Annotated in this window: 13 protein-coding genes; 1 reads left to right on the top strand and 12 read right to left on the bottom strand. The window is 57.3% G+C overall.

Translation table 11 applies throughout. The features are described from left to right. Positions 1–17: 17 nt before the first annotated feature. The 5 genes from ldtD to cmoM form a co-directional block, all read right to left on the bottom strand. Positions 18–1,841 carry a L,D-transpeptidase gene (gene ldtD, locus WM95_RS08660; RefSeq protein WP_063408036.1) on the bottom strand — a complete coding sequence of 608 codons (1,824 nt, stop codon included), beginning with the start codon at positions 1,839–1,841 and terminating at the stop codon, positions 18–20. 177 nt (positions 1,842–2,018) lie between these two features. Next, positions 2,019–6,470 (bottom strand): chromosome partition protein MukB, encoded by a 4,452-nt coding sequence (mukB, locus tag WM95_RS08655; RefSeq protein WP_023311006.1) that lies wholly within the window; start codon positions 6,468–6,470, stop codon positions 2,019–2,021. Continuing rightward, a complete protein-coding gene (mukE, locus tag WM95_RS08650) occupies positions 6,470–7,174 on the bottom strand; it encodes a chromosome partition protein MukE (protein WP_008499954.1) in 705 nt (234 codons plus the stop codon). The genes mukB and mukE overlap by 1 nt, the downstream gene beginning before the upstream one ends. Further along, the gene (mukF, locus tag WM95_RS08645; RefSeq protein ID WP_023311005.1) at positions 7,155–8,477 is read right to left on the bottom strand and encodes a chromosome partition protein MukF; all 1,323 of its coding nucleotides are present in this window, start codon (positions 8,475–8,477) and stop codon (positions 7,155–7,157) included. Before mukF ends, mukE begins: the two co-directional genes overlap by 20 nt. 3 nt (positions 8,478–8,480) lie before the next feature. After that, on the bottom strand, positions 8,481–9,260 hold the full coding sequence (gene cmoM, locus WM95_RS08640) for a tRNA uridine 5-oxyacetic acid(34) methyltransferase CmoM (protein ID WP_023311004.1): 780 nt from the start codon (positions 9,258–9,260) through the stop codon (positions 8,481–8,483). A gap of 124 nt (positions 9,261–9,384) precedes the next feature. Between cmoM and elyC the strand changes: the two genes are divergently transcribed. Then, on the top strand, positions 9,385–10,164 hold the full coding sequence (gene elyC, locus WM95_RS08630) for an envelope biogenesis factor ElyC (RefSeq protein ID WP_063408037.1): 780 nt from the start codon (positions 9,385–9,387) through the stop codon (positions 10,162–10,164). Here elyC and WM95_RS08625 read toward each other — a convergent pair. The 7 genes from WM95_RS08625 to WM95_RS08595 all read right to left on the bottom strand — a co-directional run bounded on the left by WM95_RS08625 (position 10,141) and on the right by WM95_RS08595 (position 18,445). Further along, positions 10,141–11,034 (bottom strand): YcbJ family phosphotransferase, encoded by an 894-nt coding sequence (locus tag WM95_RS08625; protein ID WP_063408038.1) that lies wholly within the window; start codon positions 11,032–11,034, stop codon positions 10,141–10,143. The two genes, elyC and WM95_RS08625, sit on opposite strands and share 24 nt — an antisense overlap. Positions 11,035–11,176: 142 nt before the next feature. Further along, positions 11,177–11,923: a 3-deoxy-manno-octulosonate cytidylyltransferase gene (gene kdsB / locus WM95_RS08620; RefSeq protein ID WP_023311001.1), complete on the bottom strand. Its 747-nt coding sequence runs from the start codon at positions 11,921–11,923 to the stop codon at positions 11,177–11,179. Beyond that, on the bottom strand, positions 11,920–12,102 hold the full coding sequence (gene ycaR, locus WM95_RS08615) for a protein YcaR (protein ID WP_006174474.1): 183 nt from the start codon (positions 12,100–12,102) through the stop codon (positions 11,920–11,922). Before ycaR ends, kdsB begins: the two co-directional genes overlap by 4 nt. A gap of 45 nt (positions 12,103–12,147) precedes the next feature. After that, positions 12,148–13,377 carry a winged helix-turn-helix domain-containing protein gene (locus WM95_RS08610; protein WP_063408039.1) on the bottom strand — a complete coding sequence of 410 codons (1,230 nt, stop codon included), beginning with the start codon at positions 13,375–13,377 and terminating at the stop codon, positions 12,148–12,150. A 44-nt stretch (positions 13,378–13,421) separates the two neighbouring features. Beyond that, positions 13,422–14,399, bottom strand: a complete 978-nt coding sequence (lpxK, locus tag WM95_RS08605; RefSeq protein ID WP_059445603.1) for a tetraacyldisaccharide 4'-kinase — start codon at positions 14,397–14,399, stop codon at positions 13,422–13,424. After that, positions 14,396–16,144 carry a lipid A ABC transporter ATP-binding protein/permease MsbA gene (gene msbA, locus WM95_RS08600; RefSeq protein WP_023310998.1) on the bottom strand — a complete coding sequence of 583 codons (1,749 nt, stop codon included), beginning with the start codon at positions 16,142–16,144 and terminating at the stop codon, positions 14,396–14,398. Before msbA ends, lpxK begins: the two co-directional genes overlap by 4 nt. A 36-nt stretch (positions 16,145–16,180) precedes the next feature. Further along, a complete protein-coding gene (locus WM95_RS08595; RefSeq protein WP_063408040.1) occupies positions 16,181–18,445 on the bottom strand; it encodes a ComEC family protein in 2,265 nt (754 codons plus the stop codon). Positions 18,446–18,449: the final 4 nt, after the last annotated feature.

Below are 18,449 nucleotides of genomic sequence, written 5' to 3'. Positions count from 1 at the left end.
TTCCCGAACTGCTTCATTTACCTGATTAATTGTTCCGCTTTTGGCAAAATTTGTGCGCCGGATCGCGCGGTGAGATCATAATTGTAAATATCTGTACGGTACTGAGTACGCCCGTCTTCGCCAACAAACGCCGTCAGATAGTAGAGATTGACCGGAATGTTGTGTCGAATATTAACGTAACGCGTATCCCCCTGCTTCAGGGCATCCGAAATACGCGTATCGTTCCAGCCCGCATCCTGCAATAGCATATTGGCAAGCTCCGAGGCTTTGTTCACGCGTACGCAGCCAGAACTCAGCGCGCGAGTATCTTTCTGGAACAGGTTGTGGTTCGGCGTATCGTGCAGATATATAGCGTCTGAACTCGGCATATTGAACTTGTAACGCCCTAAAGAGTTATGCGCCCCGGGTGCCTGCTGGAAACGGAACGGCAGATTAGAAGCCGTAATTGTCGACCAGTCGACCATATAAGGATCGATGGCCTCTTTACTGTTCCATCCGCGCATCACCGTATAGCCATGACGTTCCAGATACCCCGGATCGTTCCAGACCTTCGGCAGAATGTCTTTTCTCGCCAGCGTCGGCGGCACGTTCCACGGTGGGTTAACCACCACGTTATTCAGCGCGCTGCTCATCATCGGTGTTTTACGATCCGGACGCCCGACAATCACGCGCGACGCCAGTTTTTCGCTACCGTCCTGATAATAGACCAGGGAATAAGCCGGAATGTTAACCATAATTCCGGTAGAGAGCGTTCCCGGCAGCAGGCGCAAACGCTGGATATTGAGCGCCAGCACCCCTGCCCGCTGCGCAGGCGATACGTTCAGCCAGTCTCGCGTCGTCTGGCCAATGACGCCATCGGCTCCCAGCCCCTGTGCGGTCTGGAATTGCTTCACTGCCGCAACCAGCTCGCGATCGTATGCTGCGGGTTTATTGCTGACGGCAATCGTTTTTTTCTCTTTCACGGGAGCTGACGGGCTGACCGCCGCATTTTGCGGATCGTCGCCTGGCAACGCAATATGTGGCCCGCCATCAAGAAGACCGGAGCGAGTCAGGATCTCGCGCAGGGCAGGCACATCGCTGCTCCACTGCCCCGGACGCAGCGTCGCGGTGCCGCGCATCTGAGGCCATGGGCGCGAGTCACCCACCAGCGCGAGGAGCGACTGGTGCAGAGTGGCATATTGTGGGTGCGCCGGTGCGAGGCTGGCGATAAAGCGCGGCAGTTCGCCGTTATCCAGCGCTAACTGCCATTGGTTAATCACCGACAGTGCCGGCGTCGCCAGCTTGTACGGCTTATCGCTGTAAAGCCAACGGTTGCCGTTGACCGGAATACCCGCCACGAACTGCAGGTAGCCCATCATGGCATCGGAAAGCACCACGTCCCGCGCCTGCCCGGTGACGGCAGGATCGGTTAACAGCTCAACCCATTTTGTAAACTGCGGCTGAAACCCTGCAATCGCGACCTCCGCCAGCTGCTGCTGGAAGGCGCGAACGGCATCGCGGTTTTCCCACATCGGTTTCATATCGCGGGCAGCATAAAGGAGCGTGAGCTGATTGAGATAGACAGGCGCGTACCCGGACGGCAGCCCCGACTGCAGCTGCTGGCTGAGCGATTCGGCGTCGATGCCTTCCGGCAGCGGCTTAATACCGGCCATGATAGCCGTTGCCGGAGACTGCTCCAGAGGCTGGGACAACGACGTTGGCTGCGCGCCCGTCGTTGCCGAGCTGTCAGTCGGCACAATTTCAGGCTCGTCGGCCTGGGCGGTTAACAGTGGAGCAAACATCACTGCCAGGCATAAACTTAGCGCCGACAGCTGACGACCACATTCTTTCTTAAGCAACATCCCTTGCCCCCTGTTTTCACGACATGCCCATCACGTTGGGGCTTTCTTTCATTATAGGTAGACGGCTAAGCTGTTGCCTTACCTTATGTAAAGAAGTTTAAAGATAACGCAGCCCTAAGCACAAGTTAAGTTTAAAAAAAAGCGGCGCCAGGGCGCCGCTTCGGGTCAGAAGACGCTTCAGGAAGCGTCCGCCGTGGTTTCAGGCAATGATTCTGGCGGCTGCGGCGCAAAGCCACGCAGCCCAACAACGTGAACGTGTTCGCTGTTCTGGAACACTTTACGCACCAGCTTGTAGGTTGTCCCTTTTTCGGGACTGATGTTCTCCGGTGCCGCAATGATGAGCTGCATATCGAGACGTTCGCAAAGCTCAAAAAGCGTGGCAATGGAGCGCGCATCAAGACGCGCAGCCTCATCAAGGAACAGCAGTCGGCATGGGGAGATGTCTTTGCCGCGCAGGCGGCGCGCTTCGTCTTCCCAGCTCTGTACCACCATCACCAGAATTGACATACCGGTACCGATCGCTTCACCGGTAGAGAGCGCTCCGGATTCCGCACGCAGCCAGCCGTCTGAGCCACGGTTTACCTCAACTTCCATTTCCAGATAGTTACGGTAGTCCAGCAGCTCTTCACCGATGGTTTGCGGCGTACGCTGCCCCATATCAATCTGCGGGTTCAGGCGCTGATAGAGCTTCGCCAGCGCTTCGGAGAAGGTCAGACGGTTACTGTTAAACAGATCCTGATGCTGCTCGTGCTGCTCAGAAAGCACTTCCAGCAGGGTGGCATGCGCTTCACGCACGTTAACGTTGAGGCGCACGCTGTTCACCTGACCAAACGACACGCTCTGCAGCCCCTGGTTGAGCTGGCGGATACGGTTCTGCTCGCGCTGAATGGTTTTACGAATAATGTTCGCTACGCTGCGGGAGCTGATTGCCAGCTTCTGCTCGCGGGAGGTCAGCTCTTCCGTCAGACGGCCCAGCTCGATTTCCATCTGTTCGATGGCTTCGACCGGATCGTCAGTACGGATGATGTCCTGGCGAATACGCTCGCGCAGGTGCTGGTAAACCGCCACGAAGAACTGGATTTTACGTTCAGGACGTTTCGGATCCTCTGACATGCGCAGGACATCGCGCAGGTGTTCGTTATCCGCCACCGCCAGACGCAGAGCACCCAACGCCTTATCCGACATGGAACGCAGCTCATCGGCGGAGAGATATGCCAGCTCACGACGGTGCAGACGACGCTCAACGTTATTGTCTTTCACCATGCGCATCACCGCGCACCAGCCCGCCTTGGCGGTCACGACCTGCTCGCGCATTTCGTGATAGTCGCGTTCCAGCTTGCGCAGGCGACGGGTCAGGTTATCCATTTCGGCTTCGCAGAAGGTCAGCGCTTTTTCCAGCTGATTGCGACGCGCGCGGTTATTGCTGAGCTGAGAATGCAGCTCGTCACGACGAATACGCGCGCGCTCTTCTGCCCCGCTGTCGGCACGCACGCCGATGTCCTGAAGCTCTTTCTGCAGATCGTTTAACAGCTCTTTCTTGGTATCGAAGGAGCTTTTCAGCGAGGCCAGCACCTGATTGTACTGGTTCAGCTGAGCGGAGTGGCTGCGCATCGCTTCGCGGGCGCGAGTACGTTCCGCCTCCGCCTGCTCAAGGCGCTGACGCAGTTTTTCGTTCAGATCGCTGTTACCGCTCAGCATTTCAGCCGAATCGGAGTAGCCAAAGTGCGCGCGACGCTGCACCACTTCCGTCAGAGCAAACGCCTGCTGACGCGCTTCGCGCTGCACCTGCTGCGACCAGGCATAATCTTCTTTTAACTGCTCGAACTGTTCCGGGTCGCTCTGCAGGACAGACACGACGGGCTCCAGCTTCGCCAGCTGATTGCCGTGCTGCTGAACGAAACGCGCGGCTTCCTGCGCTTCATCCAGACGCTCCTGGATCTCATCCACGCGGTCAGCCAGCGTGTCATCCGCCAGCAGATTCAGGCGCGGCAGAATGCGGTTAAGGGCAGCGACGCCCTCTTTCGCCTGTTCAAACTGAACGCGACTTTGCTGGTTATCACTTTCATGGCTTGCAATCGCACGTTCCAGCTCGCTACGGCGGGTGTTCAGCTTGCGGATTTCGGCTTCCGGATCTGCGTCAAACGCTACGGCGAGATGGCTGCCGATAAAGCGGCTGAACGACTGATGCAGACGCTGGGTTTTCTGCACGTCAAACGACAGGGTCGCAAAACGTTCAGACAGCGTTTCACGCTCGGCGTGCAGGCTCTCGATGCGGCTTTCGCGCGCGGCGCGGCCAAACAGCGGCAGCTCAGGGAAGCGGGAGTAACGCCACTGACGGTCGGCAATTTTCACCACCACCGCTTTTTCCAGCTCGTCGACGCTGAACACGCTGTCATCGAACGACTGCGGATCCCCTTCGATCAGGTAGAGATCTTCCGGGCAATCTTCCAGGCCGGCAAGCTGCTCAGAAATCAGCGACAGATCCGGGACCACAATCGCGTTGCGGGATGGACCGTACAGCGCGGAGAAGTACGGAGCATCGTCCAGGCCAACGTCGTCATAAATTTCCGACAGCAGCACGCCGCCAAAACGCTCGGCTAATGCATTCAGGCGCGGATCTTCTGACCCGCCCGGCTGGCTTAAGCGCTCAATTTCTTCATCGACGTCGCGCTTGCGGGCGCCCACTTCGTCACGCTCAACGATGGCTTCGCGCTCGCGCTCCAGCAGCTGCTGCAGGTATTCGGTCACTTCCTGGCTGGATTCGAACTGTTCGCCGCACTGCTCGCTGAGCTGGTTCAGGCTGCTCTGGGCCGCCAGCCAGACCGGCGCACGCTCCAGGAGCGCCTTCGAACGGGACTGAATCTGCTCCAGCTCCTGACGCAGGGCCATACGCTGTTCGCTGGCGTTTGATACGGTATCGGACAGGGCCGCAATACGCGCTTCCAGCTCCTGATGCAGGGCCTCAAGCTCGTCGAAATCGTAATTTTTTCCCTGACGCTTGCAGAATTCCGCCAGCAGACGCTCGGCTTCCTGCTGCTCGCGCAGGCGCTGCTCCAGCTCGTTCAGACGCATACGCAGCGGCTGAACCTGCTCGGCCAGATGGCGCTGGTTCACACCGTCGCGCAGCAGTTCGCGGGCAACGTCCCAGGCTTCGTTACGCGCCAGCGGGCCGTTAATTGCGACCACCAGCTGATAAGCCTGCTCAAACTGGCTGTGCGCCGTTTGCGCGACGCTCATTTTCTGTTCGAGGGAGAGCAGTTTCTCGGTGGCTTCCTGCTCTTTGGCCTGGAAGGTATCCAGCCACTCGTCGGCGCTGTCCGGCGTCAGGTCAGGCAGATGGCACAGCTCTTTTGCACGCTGTAATGCCTGCAATGCCTGGGTGTACTGAATCGCTCGCGTCTGCTGCACGTCAAGCGCCTGCTGGTAATCGGCAAGCTGGCTTTTCAGCTCATCCACTTCCAGCTCGGCCGCTTCGGCGCGGGCTTCGTTCTCTTCCTGCATGTCGGCGGCTTCAGCCACCACTTCATTTTGCTCTTCGAGACGGATCTGCAGCTCATCGAGGTCCGCTTCATAGCGCTCGATTTTTTCCTGCTGACGCAGCGCGGTCTGCACCAGGTTCAGGTGATCGCTGGCAGCCTGATAATCGGCTTCCAGGTCGCCTTCAGCACCGTTGTGCTCGCCCAGCTCGCGCGCCATCTCGACGTGCTTATACTGTTCGGCCACCAGCTGTTTACGGGAGGTAAACAGCTCGCGACGGTATTCTAATGCCTGATCGAGATGCACGCGGCGCTCGTTGGCGTGGCGCATGTAGTCCGCCGCCACGTAGTTGGTGGCTTCGCTGATCAGGTGTTTAAACAGGTCGCGGTCAGACTGGGTAACGCGAATAGCTTCCAGCGTCATGCGGTTTTCGCGCAGCGCCGCTTCCATATCCTGGAAGGCCTTACGCACGCCGCTGTTTTCCGGCAGCAGGTAGTCGCGCAGGGAGCGGGTAATCGCGCTGGAGATACCGCCATACAGCGACGCTTCAATCAGGCGGTAGTATTTGCTACGGTCTGATGCCGTGCGCAGACGACGCGCCACCACGCCCAGATCGAACATCAGCGAGTGGTAGTCGGTAATCGAGTTGAACTGCTTGAACTGCACGCCTTCGATGGCCTCAAGCTTGTCTTTCAGCTCCTGCAGCGTCAACACGCGCGCCTGGCGTTCGTTCAGGGTTTCCGTGAGCAGCGCCGTCGGCTGCACGGAGGTTGGCAGCCCCTGGATTGCAAACGGTTTGATATCCACTTTACGGTCGCGACCGGCGACCTGCTGCAGGCGCACGCCCACCACCACACGCTGATGACGGGAGTTAATAACGTCCAGAACCGAATAACAGACGCCGGCCTTCAGCTTACCGTGCAGACCTTTATCACGGGAGCCGCTTGTGGCCCCCGCTTCGGTGGTGTTACGGAAGTGAAGCAGCGTCAGGTCAGGGATCAGCGCCGTAACAAAGGCCGCCATGGTGGTGGATTTACCCGCACCGTTACCGCCGGAGAGCGTCGTGACCAGCTCATCCAGATCGAACGTTCGGGCAAAGAAGCCGTTCCAGTTAATCAGCGTCAGTGAGCGAAATTTACCGCGTTCAATCATTACTCTTCCTCCCCGCTATCCGGCAGATTCTCTTCATGCTCGTCATTGAGCTGCAAATGGTTTTCCACCGGCATCGCTTCACCGTCGCGGATCATGCGAAGCTGCGCTTCACGCGCGTCATCGCCCGCACGCACGTCTGCGCCGAAACGGAAGACAGATTCCGTAATGCGGAATTTGCTGCTGTCGTGGCCCATAAACCAGACCATCCCCAGACGACGCAGACGGTTCAGGGAAGAGCGAACCTTTTCCTGTAATTTCTGACGGTCAAGATCCGACCCCGTGGAGCGGTTGTTCACCAGCTTGAGCAGCTTGCTCTCATCCGCCAGCGTCAACAGCTCGTCGTAAAGTTCCTGCTGGGTGAAGATCCCTTCATTCGCCAGACGTTCCGGGCTGAGGTAGAGGTAGCAAAGAATTTTACCGACCATCATATCCAGCTCGGAGAGCACGGAACGCGGGATCAGCGTCGTGGAGCGCGGGCGCAGGTAGAAAAACCCTTCCGGCGCGCGGATAAGCTCCACGTTGTAGCGCGCGTAAAACTCTTCCAGGTACTCCTGGAAGTCCATCAAAAAGGCGTGATTATCCAGCTCGTCTAAGCCAATGTGACGACCGGCACGCAGCTGGCTGTCCAGCGCCGGAAATAACGGATTCGCCAGCGCCTGTGCCAGCTTAACGGGCATCACTTGTTCAATATTTGTCAATGACATGCGCCTGTACCTTGGCTCCGTAATCGTTAATTGGCTGCCACTTCGGCGGCAGTCCGGTGAAATCTGCTTGCGCGACGCCCAGGCGCACCGCCTGGTCTACCACAATGCGGGCAATGTCGAAGTGGCGCGCGCGTGGATATTGCGCCAGATAGTCGCGCACCACGAGACCAAGATCCAGCGGCACTTGTCTGGTTTTGTAGACAGCGAGCTGTTCTTCGATCATCGCCGCAAGCTGCTCGCGAATTTCGTTAAATTCTTCGTATTCCAGATCCGGCGGCAGTTCACCGGTCACCTCTTCATCGCGCAGCGCCATCTCTTCGTCGCGCATATCCAGCAGACGATCGGCATTGGCGTAGGTCAGCGCCCACGGCGCATCGAAATAGGTCTGCACCGACTGACGCAGACGCTGAGCAAAGACGCGGTTTTTATCCATATCAATCGCGGTACGGATAAATTTATGCACGTGTCGGTCGTAGCCGATCCACAGATCGATTGACTGCTGACCCCAGCTGATAATGCGGTCGAGTTTGCTCTGCAGATCGAAGACCAGACGATCGATAAAATGCAGATCGTCGTGCGCCAGCGTCGCGTCCTGGATGCGCAGCAGATTCGCCTGCAGCTTGTCCCCTGCGGCTTCCAGCGTATCCTGGAGCTCACGCAGCGTGCCGGAAGTTTCTGACAGCAGAAGTTCACAGCTGGAGATGGCCGCTCGCCAGTCTTTATTCAGCAGCTGTGCGATATCGTCTTTCACCTGCTGCTGCTGCTCGTCCATCAGGCGCTGGGTGAGATCGATACTGTCGAAAATCTCGGCCACCGAATATTTCAGCGGCGCGTAGACGTTACGGTGCCAGTGGAATTCGTCACCGTTTTCATCCGCTGCGTCGGCGGCGCGCTTAAGCTCACCCGCCACGATCGAGAGCTGCATGGAAAGACGCAGCGTGGAAAATTCACGCTGGCGGATATAATAATCGGTGATGCCGATGCCCAGTGGCGTCAGACGATAGATGGCGTTTCCTTCCGCCTGCTCGCTGGTAAAGCGGTTCAGCAGACGTTGACGCACCATATCGTTGATTGCGTTGTTGGCACGCACGCTAATGGTTTCGCTGGTTTGCTCAAACGCATCACTGACATGGCGGAACGCATCCACCAGTTCACCCTCGCTCATTTCACCATCCAGCCGTTCGCCGTTCAGCGTGGCAACCGCCAGCAGGAAAGAGAGTCTGTCTACCGGCAGCGAGATGGAGAAATCGTTTTTCCTGGCCCAGGCAACCAGTTCGGGGACTGTCTGGGAAAATTCACTCATAGGTTATCCTTGCATCTGCGGCTTGTGCGCGGTGACGTGAATATAGCGGCCAAGGCTGATAAAAGGCTCCTGACGGCAATACCGCGTTTCTAATTCTGTTAAGGTGTCAAAACAGTCACGCTGTTTGTGTTTTTCACGCAGATAATCATGAAACACCCTGACGCCCGTCTTCCCGACTATCTGCCAGCCAATCGCTTCCAGCCAGCCATAAACCTGCTGTGGATCGCGCGGATAGTCCGGGGAAAGCGTGCGCTTTTTCTTTTTGGGCATCCCGACCTGAACATAGTCGAAGTTTCCTGCAACCATGTTGTGCATCAGAAAGCCGTTAGCATTGTAGAACATCAGCGAAAGCGTGCCGCCCGGGCGCAACATCGACCACAGGGTTTGTAACACGCTTTGCGGATCGGCAACCCACTCCAGCACCGCATGAAACAATATCAGATCAACCTGGGTTTCCAAATGCTGTGCGATGTCCTGAGCGGCGCATTGTATGAAATGCATGTTGTCGCTCACACCTTTCTCTTCTGCAGCACGCGTCGCGCGGGCGACCATTTCAGCAGAAAGATCGCAAAGCGTGACGTGATGACCGCGCTCGGCCATTTTTATCGCCGTCTGCCCTTCACCGCCACCGGCGTCCAGCACGCGCAACGTTTGCCCACCAAAGGTAGCCAGAATGGTGTCCAGATCCTGCCAGAGGATCGTCTGACGGAGCTGCCCTTTCGTGGTGCCATAAATGTTGCGCGAAAACTTTTCCGCGATGTCATCAAAATTGCGATCCCGCATTGGGAGAGTTCCACTCGCTAACTGCAAAACCGCTATTTTGTCACACCCGCGCGGAGAATGAACCTCTCTGGTGTAATATCACGGGTAATCACCTGCTATATGGTCAAAAAAGGAACCAAAAAGGATGCTTTTTACCCTTAAGAAATACATTGGAGGGATGATGCTTCCCCTTCCGCTGCTGCTCATCATCATCGCGCTGGGGCTGGCGCTGGTGTGGTTCAGTCGCTTTCAGAAAAGTGGCAAAACGCTTATCACGCTCGGCTGGTTAGTCTTGCTGCTGCTAAGCCTGCAACCGGTCGCGGATGGTCTGCTACGCCCCATCGAAAACAAGTACCCGACATGGCAGGGAAAGCAGAAAGTGGCGTACATCGTGGTGCTGGGCGGCGGATATACCTGGGATCCTGACTGGGCCCCCAGTTCAAACCTGATCAACAACAGCCTGCCGCGGCTGAACGAAGGTATTCGCCTCTGGCTGGCGAATCCGGGATCAAGAATGATCTTCACCGGCGCGGCGGCCAAAACGAACCCGGTGAGCACGGCTGAAGCGGGCGCCAGGGTCGCGGAATCGCTCGGCGTACCGCGTTCTTCAATAATCACTCTCGACAGCCCAAAAGATACCGAAGAAGAGGCTGCCGCTGTGAAGCAGGCAATTGGCGATGCCCCGTTCTTACTGGTGACCTCCGCCTCACACTTGCCGCGCGCGATGATTTTCTTTGAGAAGCAAGGCCTGCACCCGCTTCCCGCGCCGGCAAACCAGATGGCAGTCGACGCGCCGCTCAACCCGTGGGAGCGGGCTATCCCCTCCCCGGCGTGGCTGATGCATAGCGACCGCGTCGGCTATGAGACGCTTGGACGCCTCTGGCAGTGGCTGAAAGGATCGTCAGGCGAGCCAGGGCAACAGTGATTTTGTTGCCAGATCGAAGTTTGCGCGATTAAAACGTCCGGTGTTCACCAGCTGCGCGACTTCGTCCCAGAGCAGGTAGAGCCAGCGCCGCCAGAGAAATGCTTCCGCAACAGGGGCGCGCTGAAGGTAATGCCACAGTAAACCTTCCGCCGCCCCGCTGTCGCTGAGCCTGAAGAGCTCATATTCGCGCGGAGCCCAGAGCATGATCCCCGGCCCGAGCATCGCCAGAAGCTGATCGCTGCGGGCATCTTTGAGCATGCTGCGCAGGGTGAAATTACCGTGGATCAGCACGCAGTTGTCATTAAAACCGTCGAACAGCGCCGGTAAGCACTCGCGGGTGCGAAACAGAATACGTTTGTCCTGCATGGTTAAACCGGTATTGTTGAACTGGTTAAGCGTTCCCCACAGCACTTCCACCCGCTGGCGATACCACAGCGGCCACAGGTTTTCCTGAGTGCTGTCGACCGGACCGACAAGCCCGCGGCTATCCTGACGATGCCAGGCCAGTAGCGCCTCGACAATCTGGTCTTTTAACTGCTCCCAGCGTTCCGGCGTGCGCGCGGGCGCTTCAACGGGCACGCCGCGTAAACGCTCAATCAGCAGCACGTCCGGGCCGGGGTGTTCCTCGTGGGTCATCACGCCGTACACCGTCGGCATACGGACGGTTCCCTCCCGCGCCAGCATCGACATTTTCCATGCCAGCTGCCTGGCAACGCCCGGCGAGGTGAAACTTCTGGCCATCAGCGGCATTGGGTTGCCCTGACTGTCATACAACGACCAAAGCGCGGTATCGGCCTTTTCACTCACGCATTCGACCCGGCTTAATTTCTCACCCAGCAGATGGCTAAGTTCGGCACGCAGCTGTTCCATATGAGATTACCCCCATTAAGACTACTGCTTTTATAATGAGCGTCCTTAAGGGAGATGTCACCCGGAAGAGAACAATTAGGGAAAAGAAAGGGGAATTAGCGAGGGAGAGAACATCCCCCCGTCAGGAGGGATGCAGGCGATATTAACGCAACTCGGCGCGAACGCGCTCAAGATCTTCCGGCGTATCAACGCCCGTTCCAGGCACTTCGCTGGCAACGGCAACGTGAATTTTTTCGCCATACCAGAGCACGCGAAGCTGCTCCAGCATTTCGATATGCTCCAGCGGACTCGGCGCCCAGGTAACATATCGACGAATAAAACCGGCCCGATAGCCGTAGATCCCAATATGACGCAGGAAAGTATCGCCGATGGTCTCTTTAGAGAGCGCAAAGCGATCGCGATCCCACGGAATGGTGGCGCGCGAGAAATAGAGCGCATAGCCTTCGGCATCCATGACCACCTTCACGGCATTCGGATTGAATGCCTCTTCGGCGTGGTGAATAGGCACCGCGAGCGTCGCCATACCAACCTGACGCTGAGCCAGGTTTTCTGCAACCTGACGGATAATCACCGCCGGGATCATTGGCTCGTCACCCTGCACGTTAACGATGACCGTATCATCACTGAAACCACATTTCTCAACCACTTCCGCCAGACGCTCGGTGCCGGACTGGTGATCGGCGCGGGTCATGCATACCTCACCGCCTGCTGCCTCAACCGCTCGGGCGACGTCAGGATGATCGGTAGCAACAATCACGCGATCGGCACCGGATTCACGCGCACGCTCAAGAACATGCACAATCATCGGCTTGCCGTTGATATCCACCAGCGGTTTACCAGGCAGACGCGTTGAAGCATAACGCGCAGGAATAATGACAACAAAACTCATGGTTTGCTCTCTTCTGCCACCAGGGAACGAGCTTCATTTTCCAGCAGTACCGGAATGCCGTCACGCAGCGGGAAAGCCAGGCTGTCCAGCTTGCAAATCAGCTCCTGTTTGTCCTGGCTGTAGTAGAGTTTGCCGTTGCATACCGGGCAGGCAATAATTTCAAGTAAACGGTGATCCATAGTTCCTCCGTATGGGTAATCGCTAAAGCTTAACACATTCCCTTTTCAGGGAGTGCCTGTTTCCCAGCCACTTCGACAGGATGTAAACAGCCCGTCGGGCACCCTACCCAGCGTCACGTCGCGGGCACCCTGCCAGCGCGCGAATTCGCTAATGGCGGACGTTAACCCTTTTTCCAGGCTCGCCGTCACCCTGACGCCCTCTTCCAGATAAAGCGCAATGATTTCAAGCGTGCCGGTCTTGCGGTACATTTTGGCGTCCATACGCCCGACCAGTTGCCCCTTATGCAGCAGCGGGAGTACAAAGTAACCATACTGGCGCTTTGGCGCCGGGGTATAACATTCCAGCCGGTAGCTAAAGTCGAACAGCTGCTCGGCGCGTTTTCTGTCCCAGACGACCGGGTCGAAAGGCGACAACACCGCACTGTGGGTTGCCTGAAGTTTCCCCTCCTGGGCCAGAGGCAGTAGCGGGAGGAGATCCGCATGCAGCCACATTTCGCCCAGCGTTTCCACCGTGACCGGGATGACGCGCTGTTCGCGTTGCCAGATGTCCAGCAGCGGTTTCAACGCGGGCTGGCGAAGGCGATAGTAATCTGCCAGCCATTGCGGGCGGAAAATCCCCAGGCTGCGGGCGCTGTTTTCGAGCATGATGGCCTCGGCCGCCTCCTGGGTAAGCAGGTCACGCTCGTCGTCCCAGTGCGGCATCACGCGATGCGTCAGGTCGTACACGCGCTGAAAATTACGCCGCTCAATCACCATGACTTTGCCTGAGGTAAACAGCCCTTCGAGATGACGCTTATGTGGTTTCCACTCCCACCAGCCGCTGGTGCCTTTGCGCGGGTGTTCAAAATCGGCGGAGCGTACGGGACCGTTATCCTGAATATGCGCGATTAGCTGCTCAATTTCGGCCGCATGTTCCAGCATCCACGCCTGACGGTATTTCCAGCCCATCTTTTCCGGAGCAAGCATACGGTGGCGAACCAGGGCAAAATCGCTGCGGGGGAGGAAGCAGGCTTCGTGCGCCCAGTACTCCATTAGCTCCCCCTTGCTGAGCGCCTCATCCAGCCACTGCGAAGGATAATTCCCCAGACGGCTAAACAGCACCAGGTAAGGGCTACGGGCCACGATGTTAATGGTGTCGATTTGAAGCAGCGACATGCGCTGGACGGTCGAGAGAATATCGGCAGGCTGCGCGCGGCGGCGGGGCTTTTTAAGCAGCCCCTGCGTGGCAAGGTGTAAATGACGTGCGGCTGAAAGCGAGAGTTGCGGTAAAGACATGCGTTATCCTGTCAGTCAAAGCGCCACCAGAACCGCGTAAGCGTTTATTTCACCAACGCAATCAGTTCCTTGAGCAAACGTTCCGGCTGCTCGCCGCTGAGTTCAGCGTCAACCGGCAGATACCACCAGTTTTCTTTCGCAAAGGCACGGCATTTCACCGCATCTTTTTCGGTCATGATCAGCGACTGCCCGGGTACGGTCAGGGCGTCTACCTGCCCTTCCACCAGCGCCTGGTGGTCGGCCAGCGGAACGCGTTTTTCCAGCCGGGCACCACACTGTTCCAGCGTCGCGAAGAAGCGCGGCGGATGGCCAATCCCCGCCATCGCCACCAGTGAAGGCAGCTCAGCAACCGACCGGCGCTCACCCGTCACCAGGTTGATCGCCAAGCCCGGCTGCAGGTACATCGGGATTTCACCCGCTTTTGCCTCACCACCGTTCACAATCACCGCATCAACGGACTTAAGGCGCGAAGCGCGTTCGCGCATGGGTCCGGCCGGCAGCCACCAGCCGTTACCGAAACGGCGGACCCCGTCGATCACCACAATTTCTTTATCACGCGCCAGGGCGTAATGCTGCAGGCCATCGTCAGTGATAATGATTTGTACCGCATGTTCGGCAAGCAGTGCCTGAACGGCGTCGCTGCGCACCGGGGAGACCGCAACCGGCGCGCCGGTACGCTGGAAAATCAATACCGGCTCATCACCCGCTTCGGCAGTCGTGGTTTCCGCCGTCAGCAGCAGCGGATAACGCCCCGCTTTACCACCATATCCGCGCGATACCACCCCCGGGTGGATACCGCGTTTTTGCAATTGCTCCACCAGCCAGATCACCACCGGCGTTTTACCGTTGCCGCCCGCCGTAAGATTACCGACCACCACCACCGGAACCGGCGCGTGCCAGGCACGCTTCAGCCCCAGACGGTAAAGCAGACGGATAATGCCGCTCACCAGGCCGTATAGCCAGGAGAGCGGCAAAAGCAGGAGCCACAGCGGGGATTCACCGGACCAGATGCGTGCAATCATTCGCCAAACTGCATCTTATGAAGCTGGGCGTAAACGCCGCGGTGTTCCAGCAAATCAGCATGGCTTCCGCGTTCAACAATGATGCCGTCTTCAACCACGACGATTTCGTCAGCCTGCTCGATAGTCGACAGACGGTGCGCAATCACCAGCGAGGTACGGTTCTTTTGCAGCTCATCCAGCGCAGACTGAATAGCGCGTTCAGATTCCGTATCCAGCGCGGAGGTCGCTTCGTCCAGAATCAGAATTGGGCTATCGCGCAGCAGCGCACGCGCAATGGCGATACGCTGACGCTGACCGCCGGAGAGCAGCACCCCGTTCTCACCGATTATCGTATCCAGACCGTTATCCATCTTGTTGATAAAGTCCATTGCGTAGGCCATACGCGCGGCATTCTCAATCTGCTCGCGGCTGTATTCATCCGTGCGCGCATACGCAATGTTGTTTGCCACAGTATCGTTGAACAGGTGCACGTTCTGGGAGACCAGCGCCACCTGGTTACGCAGCGACTGCAGGGTATATTCCCGCAGATCATGACCGTCCAGGAGGATCTCACCTTCGTTAATATCGTAGAAACGGGTGATCAGGCTGGCAATAGTTGATTTACCCGAGCCGGAACGGCCCACCAGCGCCACGGTTTTACCCGCCGGAATGGACAGGTTGATATTACGCAGCGCCGGCGTTTCACGTCCAGGATAGGCGAAAGTGACATTGCGGAATTCAACGTCGCCACGGGCGCGCTCAATCTCGCGTGTACCTTCATCTTTTTCCTGTTCGGAATCCAGAATGCTGAACAGCGTCTGACAGGCGGCCATCCCGCGCTGGAACTGAGCGTTCACGTTCGTCAGGGATTTCAGCGGACGCATCAGGGCGATCATCGAGGAGAAGACCACGGTAATGGTACCCGCCGTCAGCGTCTCCATCACGCTTGGGAAGCTTGCTGCATACAGGACGAATGCCAGCGCCAGGGAGGCAATCAGCTGAATAATCGGGTCAGAGATGGAAGAGGCCGAGACCATTTTCATCCCCTGCAGACGCATTTTGTTACTGACTTTATCAAAGCGTTTGGTTTCGACGTCCTGACCGCCAAAAATCAGAACTTCTTTATGCCCTTTCAGCATCTGTTCCGCGCTGGTCGTCACCTGCCCCATCGTGTTCTGCATATTCTTACTGATATTGCGGAAGCGCTTTGAGACGACGCGGATAGCAATAGAAACTATCGGCGCCAGAACGATAAGGATGATCGACAGCTGCCAGCTGTAATAGAACATCATCGCGAACAGGCCGATGATTGACGCACCCTCACGCACAACGGTGATCAGCGCGCTTGAGGACGAGGAGGCAACCTGCTCAGAATCGTAGGTAATACGAGACAGCAGCGTCCCGGTAGACTGCTTGTCAAAGAACGAGACCGGCATGCCCATCATGTGGCTGAACAGGCGACGACGCATGGTCATCACCACTTTCCCTGATACCCAGGAAATACAGTAGCTGGAAATATAGCTGGTGATGCCGCGTAAGATCATCAGTCCGATAACCACCAGAGGCATCCATAGCAACACTGAGCGATCCGTTTTACCAAAACCGTCGTCCAGTAACGGTTTGAGGAGCGATAGCATAAAAGTATCGCTGGCTGCGTTGAGGATTAACGCTACACCCGCCACGATCAGGCCTGCTTTAAAGGGTGCAATCATCGGCCAGAGTCGGCGGAAGGTTTGCCACGTGGAGAGATCTTTGTCGTTATGCATTCAAAAAACCAGCATTCGTTGAAATAGCCGCATATTCTACCCGTTATCGACGGGCTCGCCAAACCACTGATGATACCAAACGGGTAAAAATTGCTCTCGCAAGCGCCGGATTTGCCAGTGATGTTGCGAGAATGTCACCGATATTTGTCCAGAATGAGGGGTATCGTGCCAGATGTACCCCTCTTTTCGATAGCGTCGGACAACTTTTGCCGACGGGAATCGCCATGCGTTATAGCGGGCCGCGGAATCCAGGGCGATCTGACCTTCCACCCGCTGTACCAGCGGCAATGACGACGAAGTATTGCTGCCATGATGGGGCACCTGTATAAGCGTGGACGTCAGATAACGCCAGTAATGGCTAAGCATAGCCTGTTCCGCTTGCGCTTCAATGTCCCCCGTTAGCAGAACGCTCTGCCCACCGTCGTCCACCTTTACCACGCAGGAATGGTTATTTCCCTGAGCTGGGTAATTTTCGGGGGGCCAGTGTACGGTGAAGGAGAGTCCCTGCCATTTCCATCTCTGCCCACGAAAACAGGGCCGATGTCCCGCCTGGCGCAATGGGCTTCTTACCCACACGTCCGGCCACGCTTTTTGCAACGATGCGAGTCCTCCCGCATGGTCGAGGTGTTCATGACTGAGAATAACGCCTTCAGGCCGCAGGTGATGCCAGCGAAGCCACGGGATAATTAACCGCTGAGCGCTATCCCCGCCCGGCCAGGCAAGCCCGGTATCATAGAGAATGGCTTTCCCCTGCCGTTCAACGACCATCGCCAGCCCCTGCCCTACATCCAGCATATGCAGCGTCCAGCTGTCGCTTTTTTCCGTTCGCCACAGAGGAAATGTCAGTAAAACACTTCCTGCAAGACAAACGGCAGGAAGGGTTTTCCAGGCACGAAAGCGCCAGCCAATGATGATAAGCCAGGGCAGTAGCGTCATGTACTGCCAGCGTTGATCGACACTCTGCCAGCCGTCAGGCAGGCGCATGAGGAGCCAGAACAGCCCCGCAAGTGACTTATTGGCTGCGAACCAGACAACGCTTTCAGGTGCCGCCAGCGGCAGCAGATGAAGCAGCATGCCGAGCAGGATCAGCGGCACGGAGACAAACGTCACCAGGGGAATGGCGAAGAGATTCGCGACCAGGGAGGAGATGCTGAATCCATGGAAAATCAGAACCTGTAGCGGCATCAGCAGCATCAGCATGCCGACCTGAAGATAGATCAGGTTCAGCAGCGGCCGTAGACGTCGTACCCGGTGCCAGCCAGGAAGAGGCAGCCACTGAAACCAGAAAATCAGCGCGGCGACAGCAAATGCAGACAAAAGCAGACTCTGCGAGAGTATGGCTAAGGGATCGCTTATCAGGATCGCTGCGATACAGCCCCCCCATACCTGCCATGGAGACCATTGCCTGGCAGCGATCCGCAACATTGCAAGCACAGCAAGCGCGATGACCGTGCGTAGCGCAGGAGGTTGCAGACCGGTAAGCCAGGCGTAGAAAGCGGCAAAGCATAACCCGGCCAGAAGAGGCATTTGCCAGTGGATACGGTGGCTGGGTAATAAAAACTGTAGCCCACGTGCGAGTAACCAGGCGAGGGATGCCGCCAGCGCGATATGCAGTCCCGAAATCGCCATCAGATGCAGCGTCCCGGTTTCACGCATCAGGTCTTGTATTTCCCGGGGCACATCCAGACGTTCACCCATTCCCAGTCCGAGGATAACTGCCCCCCATCGGTAAGCAGAAAGGCGGTTTTGCAGTGACATGAGATATTGCGCTCGCAGGCTGCAGCGTCCATCGACGAGTTCCGCACGGGTGAAACGCCCGCTCAGCGTTTGGTGCCGGGCAAAAGCGCTGCGCTGGGAATCATAACCGCCGTCGTTCAGTTCGCCATGGGCAGGCCTGAGCCTGAGCGTCATGCTCCAGCGCTGACCGGCACACGCTTTCTGTGGCAGATAATTGCCATAAAGCGTTATGCCGGTAGAGGCCCAGCTGCGCTTGCCATCAACGCGAAGAATGTTTCCCTGATGCTGCGTTGCGCCATCTGTGGCGGTGATCGCTACCTCAGCCTGCACGGCCCCCGTGGTTAAATGCTGCATCGACCAGACGCTCTCCTTCGCAGCTAAAATACCCCACACGCAAAATAACAGCGTGAGACCCGCATACTTCAGTCGCACGTTTCGCCGTGCGGCCAGCACGACCCCGCCAACAATCATTATCCACACGGTATGACGTGATGGCAGTTCAGGTAACCAGAGTAACGGGGCTATTGCCAGAATGACGCAGACGCTAAGCGCGGGAATTCCCATTGCT

Source organism: Enterobacter cloacae complex sp. ECNIH7 (assembly GCF_002208095.1).
Lineage (GTDB): Bacteria > Pseudomonadota > Gammaproteobacteria > Enterobacterales > Enterobacteriaceae > Enterobacter > Enterobacter cloacae_M.
Note: the sequence above shows the minus strand (reverse complement) of the source record. Positions and strands in the feature narration are given on the sequence as shown.